The 7,834-nt window shown below is 61.3% G+C and carries 1 protein-coding gene and 3 pseudogenes; 2 read left to right on the top strand and 2 right to left on the bottom strand.

Going from position 1 to position 7,834, the window contains the following annotated elements; genetic code table 11:
- Positions 1 to 183 precede the first annotated feature (183 nt).
- On the bottom strand, positions 184 to 5,127 hold the full coding sequence (locus tag ACIGXE_RS37285) for an amino acid adenylation domain-containing protein (RefSeq protein WP_399754603.1): 4,944 nt from the start codon (positions 5,125 to 5,127) through the stop codon (positions 184 to 186).
- Between the two features lie 343 nt (positions 5,128 to 5,470).
- Positions 5,471 to 6,292 (bottom strand): annotated as a pseudogene (locus ACIGXE_RS37280) (transposase family protein).
- Between the two features lie 238 nt (positions 6,293 to 6,530).
- On the opposite strand from ACIGXE_RS37280, the pseudogene ACIGXE_RS37275 reads away from it, so the two are divergent.
- Both ACIGXE_RS37275 and ACIGXE_RS37270 read left to right on the top strand, forming a co-directional pair.
- Positions 6,531 to 6,848: pseudogene (locus ACIGXE_RS37275) on the top strand (transposase family protein); the annotation flags it as partial.
- Positions 6,849 to 7,023: 175 nt separating this feature from the next.
- A pseudogene (locus ACIGXE_RS37270) lies at positions 7,024 to 7,749 on the top strand (transposase family protein).
- Positions 7,750 to 7,834: the final 85 nt, after the last annotated feature.

The raw sequence follows: 7,834 nt of genomic DNA, 5'->3' as shown, positions 1-7,834 counted from the left end.
GGCTCAAGCCGGGCCCACTGGCCGTTCGTCAGATCCCCACGTCCCACAGGACGTGATCATCAACGAACAAGATCCACTTTCGCAACAGACCCTAGGCGACTCGCTCAGGCTCTGCCCGTTTCCTCCACAACCTCACCGGCACCCGATCGGAGGCCCGCGGGCCTCCATCTCAAAACCGGATCGTTAGGAGGACTCCAGCAGTGTGCGTATGTGTCTGCTGTAGGTGCGGACTGTCGGATGGGTGAACAAGTCGACCATGCGTAGTGCGGGAAGGCCGAATCTTTCAGTGACAAGCTGATGGATGCGGGCCACGTGCACAGACGCCCCGCCGATATCGAATAGTCGCTCATCCAGGTCGATGGCATCTGCCATGACCACCCTCTGCCAGATCGTGGCAATCTCCTCTTCGATGGCTCGATCCTTAGAGGGCGGTGAGGATTGGGGGGAGCGTGCGGGCCGGCCAGGCAGGGGTAGAGAGGCACGGTCCAGCTTTCCGTTCACCGTCAGTGGAAACTGATCGAGGGGTACGCAGATTCGCGGAACCATATACGTGGGAAGGCGGCTGGCAGCTAGCCGTGTCAGGTCGTGCGAAGTGACGCTCCCTCCAGAGACTGTCGTGTAGTAGGCCGCCAAGTAGGGGTAGCCGGGCTGGTCTTCCCGCTTGAGGACGTGCACGTCCGCTACATCTGGATGCAGGCGTAGAACTGCTTCGATCTCTCCCGGCTCGATGCGGTAGCCATGCAGCTTGATCTGCTGGTCGATGCGGCCGCAGTAGGCCAGCATGCCGTCCGGTTTCCACCGCACAAGGTCCCCTGTACGGTAGAGCCGCTCGCCGGGATGCTCCGGGTCAGGCACAAACCGCTCCTCAGTAAGCTGCGGCCTGTTCAGGTAGGAGGCAGCCAGGCTCGGCCCGCCCAGATGAAGCTCTCCCGCACAACCGATGGGCTGCAACTGGCCGCCAGGGCTGAGGACTCGTGCTCGCGTATTGGGTGTCGGGCGCCCGATCAGCACTGGGTCAGTCACTTGGTCAGGGTGAGTGAGAAGGTGGAAAGTAGCGTAGACGGTTGCTTCTGTCGGGCCGTATCCATTGATCAGTCGCAGACCAGGGCTGGCTGCCAGAACAGTCCTTGCCAGGTCAGGGCTGAGCGCCTCTCCTCCTACGACAAGAGTCTGCAGATCGGTAAATGTTGCAGGGGCATGTTCGGCCTGGCGGTGGAACAACGCGGTGGCAATGCATGCGTGCGTGATGCTGTGGCTGGCAATGATCTGCGCAATGTCGTCCACAGTCGGCGAAGTCGGCGAGAGGATAACTAGCTGTGCGCCGCTAGTTAGAGTGAGCCACACCTCGAAGGTCGTCAGGTCGAATGACACTGACGTGGAGTGCAGAAAGCGGCTGCTTGCATCTACCTGTGCAATTCCCGAGCCGCTGATCAGGTCGAGGATGCTGGTGTGACGGATCTGGACGCCTTTGGGTTTTCCAGTGGAGCCGGAGGTGTAGATGACGTAGGCGATGTCATCGCCGGAGGTGCTCGTCGCTGGTGCTTCAGCGGGATAGGCGGCGATGGTGTGCTTGCGGGAGGCGAGGAGGTCTGTGGTGATGGTGAGAGCCAGTTGGGCATCTTCGGTCATGAAGGCGAGACGGTCTGGGGGATAGGAAGGGTCGAGTGGCACATAGGCACAGCCGGCTTTGAGCACTGCGAGGAAAGAGACGACGGCGTTGATGCTGCGAGGCAGACGTACTCCGATCCTGGACCCAGGCTCCGCGCCTTGGTCCAGCAAGTAGTGGGCAAGTTGGCTCGAACGCGCCCGCAGCTCCGCATACGTAAGCGACTCCTCGGCCGTTACCAGAGCCACCGCATCCGGTGTCTCGACCGCCCACCGGTCAACCACATGATGTACACACCCGCTGTCTGGAACAGCCTGTGGCGTGCCATCGAACCCTCCACAGATTCTGGCCTGCTCGCCGGGGCTGATCATTGAGAGCTCGGATGCTGACTTGTTGGGCTCTGTAACAGCAGACTGAAGCAGCGTGACGGCCTGATGGAGCATCTTCTCGATGGTCGAGGCATGAAACAGGTCAGTACGGAACTCTGCGTTGATCCGGAAGCCAGGACGGCTCGCCGTTTCGGGAATCAAAGCCAATGTCAAGTCTAGCTTCGAGATTCCAAGGTCATGATATTCAAATTCGGCGGTCAGATCATCGTTCAGGAGGAAGCTGTGACGGTAAACATCTTCAGGAACCAGAGCCACCTGAACAAGAGGCGTCAGCGACTCTGAATCGATCCCACATGACCGGACTATATCTGAAAATGGCAGCTGCTGATGCGCGTACGCTTCCAGTACCGTAGTCCGTACCTGTAAAAGGAGATCCAGGAACGAAAGGTCAGGCGTCAAAGAAGTACGCATGGGAAGCATGTTTATAAAGTAACCGACGGTACGCTGCAGATCAGAGTGCAAGCGGCCGGCTGCCGGGGTTCCCACGACAACATCTTCTGTGTCAGCGTAGCGGGCCAGGAGAAGGCTGAAGACCGCAAGTAGGATCATGTAGCGCGTGACTCCGCTACTCCGTGCGAGCTGGTCGACTCGCTCCGCCAGCTCGTCTGGCAACACTACGTGTATGAGAGCACCTTCTCCTGTGGGTAAGCCAGCCCTGGCGAAGTCGCCGGGCAGGGCGAGGAAGTCAGGAACGCCAGACAGCCGCTTCTTCCAGTAGGCGCGATCTGCAGCGAATGCATCTTGCATAAGCTGCCCGTGCTGCCATACAGCGAAATCCGCGAACTGCACGGCTGGAGGCGCAAGTGAAGGCTCTTCATTCGATAACAGAGACCGGTAGAGCTCCCCAAGCTCTTCGAACAGAATGTTGGCAGACCATCCGTCAATCGCCGTGTGATGCGTGGACATCACCAGCACGCTTTCAGTATCAGTCACTCTGATCAAATAGGATCGAAAGTAGGGTCCAGCGGCCAAATCGAAAGGACGGCCCGCCAATCGGCGCACTTCCTGAGCAACCAACTGCTCTCGGTCTGCGCTAGGAAGAGCACGCAGGTCTACTTCTTCCAAGATGACTTGGCTCGCATGGAGGATCGACTGCTCAAGCATGGAGCAGCCCATGAAAAACCCTGTGCGCAACGGCTCATGCCGATCTACCAGCCGCTGCAGGCATTGCTGCAGCACCGCCCGATCCAGGCGCCCTCTCAGCCTCAAAGAGAGCACCTCACTGTAAACAGCACTTCCTGGAAGGGCTTGGTCATGAAACCATAAGCCCTGTTGACCATTGGTGGCTGGCACGAAGTCGCGCGGAGCGAGCGGAAACGAGGTCGCAGCGCGATCGTTCCTGCTCACCCTTAAGTCTTCGATCAGAGCCGCCAAGCCGGAGATTGTTCCGTCTGGGAACAGCATCGACAACGGCAGACGAACCCCGAACCGGCTCTCGATCGCGGTGACCGCACGCATCGCGCTCAGAGAGTCCCCACCGGCAGCGGTAAATCCGTCCCTGACGGATACTTCGAAACCGAGTATGTCGCGCCAAATTTCATGCAATTCTCGCTCTAATGGCGAACCAGCTTCGATCAGACAGCCTAGTGTAGAATCACGCTTTCGCTCGGGAACGGGCAAGGCGGCAGGATCGATCTTGCCGTTTACCGTCAAAGGAAACGAGTCGATAACTTCGAAGGCGGCCGGTATCATATGGGTGGGGAGTAGTCGTGAGAGGAATGTCCGGAAGTCCTCACTTGCGCCACTATTTCCATTAGGTACAAGGTAGCCAGCGAGATACGGGCGACCCGGCAGGTCCTCTCGTTTAATAACCAACGCCTGCGCCACGTCGGGGTGGCGGCAAAGGGCTGCTTCGATCTCTCCTGGTTCGATACGATAGCCATGCAGTTTGACTTGCTGGTCAACCCGTCCACAGAACACCAGAGCGCCGTCAGGCCGCCATCGCACGAGGTCGCCAGTGCGATACAAATAGTCGCCCGGATAGTCAGGATCCGGAATGAACCGCTCGTTTGTCTGCTCCGGCCTGTTCAAATACCCGGCCGCGACACCCGGCCCGCCTACGTATAGTTCTCCCCTTTCCCCGGGTTGCAAGGTACGTCCGTCGAGGCCGAGGACGCGCAGCCGCGTGTTTGGCGTCGCCCGGCCGATAGGCACCGGATCTTCGACGTCTGAGACTCCGTCCATCACGTGGTACGTGCAGTAGACAGTGGCTTCGGTAGGCCCATAAGCATGGATGAGACGCAATTTTTCATTAACTGCCAGCGCTGCTTTTGCGTATTCCGCCCGCACCGATTCAGCACCTACCGCCAGTGTGCGGAGCTCAGCCACGGCCTCGGGATCCTCTTCCATCTGCCTGTGGAAGGACGCAGACGGCAGAAAAGCATCCGTGACTTGGTGCTGCCGAATCGTTTCTCCGATCTGCTGAGCGCTCAATGCGCCGGGAGGTGCTACTACCAACCGGCCCCCCCACAGCAGCGGCGTCCACACCTCCCATACGGCTGCGTCGAACGAAATAGCGGCGGAGTGCATAAACCGAGTGTTAGGTCCGAAATCTGCGTAATCGGCACACATGATCAGGTCGAGGATGCTGGTGTGACGGATCTGGACGCCTTTGGGTTTTCCAGTGGAGCCGGAGGTGTAGATGACGTAGGCGATGTCATCGCCGGAGGTGCTCGTGGCTGGTGCTTCAGCGGGATAGGCGGCGATGGTGTGCTTGCGGGAGGCGAGGAGGTCTGTGGTGATGGTGAGAGCCAGTTGGGCATCTTCGGTCATGAAGGCGAGACGGTCTGGGGGATAGGAAGGGTCGAGTGGCACATAGGCACAGCCGGCTTTGAGCACTGCGAGGAAAGAGACGACGGCGTTGATGCTGCGAGGCAGACGTACTCCGATCCTGGACCCAGGCTCCGCGCCTTGGTCCAGCAAGTAGTGGGCAAGTTGGCTCGAACGCGCCCGCAGCTCCGCATACGTAAGCGACTCCTCGGTCGTTACCAGAGCCACCGCATCCGGTGTCTCGACCGCCCACCGGTCAACCACATGATGTACACACCCGCCAAGAGGTCCGCTGCGTGCGGCACCCAGCTCATGAAGGGGAGCAGCGTTCGAGTACGGCGCTGAAGGAGTATCAGACTGCATGAGCGGATCCTTGAGTAAGACGGCGGCGAAACTGCCAGAGCCGAAGAAGTCGGCTAAGAGCGAACGAAACGGCAGTCTCGACACATGCAAGAAGCCCGCTTCGCCCTAGCGGATGCAGGGAAGCGTCAGGTCAATTTCTAGCGCCAAAAATGAAGTGTGCTTACTGTTACAGAAAAATGTTACTTCCGCCTCGCGTAACTTTATGAGTAGTTTATACTTGTCGCAAGAAGAGCCGGGCGTGCGGAGTAATCAGCGTCTCTCGCAGGCTGACGGCCTCCGACGCGCAACCAATTTAGACCGCATTGTGACATATCTATCGCTTGCCATTTCCCTAGATTTAGCCTCATTGAGCACTTTTCATCCTGAATAGCTGGCAGGTCAGCAGGGTGTGGATGGCCTGGACTGCGGTGCCGATGCGGCGGGTGGAGCATCTGGCTCGTCGGAGGATTCGCCAGGACTTGAGCAGGCGGAGGCGCGCTCGCCAGGTGCCCGGAGTCGGGCGTGGTCGCGGTTGAACCGCTGGTAGTGGCTGGGCTGTTCGCGGTGGTGGTAGGGGGTGCTGATGGTGGCGACGGTGCCTTGGTAGGCGCGGTCCGCCGGGACGAGAATCTGTCGGTTGAGGCAGGCCTGGACGATGCCCGTGGGCGCGGGCTGCGGTCAGATCATGGGTGCGGCCCGGCGTGGCTCGGGAGAACCAGAGCGGTGTGCCGTCGGGGCGGGCGATGACCTGGATGTTCATGCCGTGCTGCTTGTGCTTTTGGGAGTGGTACGGCTCGTCGGCGGCGATGCGGTCGGTGGGGATCAGGGTGCCGTCGACGATGACGAAGTCGCCCTCGCCCAACCCGGCCAGGGCCTCGTGCAGGCCCGGCGCCCAGGCCGCGAGGGCGTCCAGGGTCTCGTCGACGTAGCGCCAGGCTGTCGCGGTCGAGACGCCGAAGCCTGCCGCGAGCTGGGCGAACGTCTCGTTCGCGAAGGTGGGCCAGGACGAGCAGTGCTTGCTTGAGGCAGCCGAGCCGTCGCCAGGGCGAGTTCAGTTCACGCCTTCGGGCGTAGATGAGCCAGGAGACGTGCTCGACGAGCTCGTACGGGACGTCGAGCATGAAAGGATACGGAAGCAACAGGGCCCCTCGGTCGCCGGTGTGATGAGTGTGAGATCACCACGCAAACGACCGGGGGCCCTGCTCTGTCACACCCTCGCCCACCAGGCCATTTCACCCTGCCGGCACAGGATGAAAAAGGGTCTAGTGAGCCGTTCTCATCCTGTGCCGGCAGGGTGAAATGGCAGGTCACAGGCGCACCGAGACCAGGCTTCTGGTCGTTGTGGTGTGTTCTCTACGCATCACGCATTGTCCGAGGAGCCTCGCTTGGTCTCGTATCGTGCCGCGGTCGACGTCCCGCATTAGCTGGTTGAGCACGTTTCCTGGCTCATCTACGCACGAGGGTGTGAACGCCGTTCGCGGTGAACGAGGTTGGGATGCTTCCAGCCGGCCCTGCTCGCGCTGGTGCACCCGCGCAAGAACGAGACGCTGCCCGCTCTGGCAGCTGGCTTCGGCGTCTCGGCAGCCACTGCCTGGCGCTACGTCGACGAGACCCTCGACGTCCTCGCGGCCTGGGCGCCCGGTCTATATGAGGACCTGACCGGGCTGGGCGAGGGCGACTTCGTCATCGTCGACGGCACCCTGATCCCCACCGACCGGATTCGGGCGGATGAGCCGTACTACCGCTCTGGTACCCCCGGGCCGCCACCCACCAGGGCGCCGGCACCACCGTCCTGCCACCACAGTGAGCTTCTTCGTGTTGGCCTCTGATCGGGTGACGGGCAAGGGATCGTAACGGGCAGGCCCAGACGGCTGAGCGAGATGTCTCACGTCTCGACTCCGCCGCCGGCGAGCCTTGTTGGATGCCTATCCTGCGGTACTGAACCTTCCGCATGCCCTCGTGGAGTGGGTGACAACGCTGATCATCGCCCGTGAGGGTGACCGCCGGTGCAAGCTGCCGGCCTCGCAGCGGACCTTGATCACACTCGTATACCCCCGCGAGCACGACACTCTGGCTCAGATCGCGGCCGGGTTGCGCCGTACACAGTGTGATCACACACCTGGCTGCCCGTGCCACCTCGCTCACCCGCGCGCTGCGGCAGGCACGTCCCGGGTACGTACTCGTGGACGGCACGCTCGCCGAGTGCGACCGCGTCGGCAACAGCCAGGACGACTACTCCGGCCATCGCCGCGAGCACGGCGTGAACGTCCAGGCGGTCACCGGTCCAGTCGGCGAACTCATCTGGTACTCGCCGGCTCTGCCCGGACGGACCGCGGACACCACTGCGGCCCGCACCCAGTACATCGTCGCCATCTGTGAGCGGCTGAGGATCCCCGCCCTCGCGGACAAGGCCTAACAAGGCGCCGGCAGAACGCTTGCGGCACCCGTCAAGAAGCGCCGAGACCGCGAGCTCAGCGTCAGGGAGAAGTCCGTCAACCGGGCACACGTCTCCGCGCGCCCGTGGAACGAGCCTTCGCCCGCCTCAAGGCCTGGCGAATCTTCAGCAGAGCCCGCGTCAGCCCCAACACGCTCACGTCAATCGCCAGAACCATCCTCACCCTGGAGGGGCAACGGGGACTGTAAGAAAAACGGTGTAACTCCGATCATGGAAGAGTGCACCTGTGACCAGCGAGAACATAGCCAAGCCGTCTGCGGCAGGGGCCGCGTC

This window comes from Streptomyces sp. NPDC053431 (assembly GCF_044544925.1).
Taxonomy (GTDB): domain Bacteria; phylum Actinomycetota; class Actinomycetes; order Streptomycetales; family Streptomycetaceae; genus Streptomyces.
Note: the sequence above shows the minus strand (reverse complement) of the source record. Positions and strands in the feature narration are given on the sequence as shown.

Bases quoted from the DNA above. Each gene is read 5' to 3' on its own strand.
- ACIGXE_RS37285 (WP_399754603.1), bottom strand. From the start codon at position 5,127: ATGCAGTCTGATACTCCTTCAGCGCCGTACTCGAACGCTGCTCCCCTT.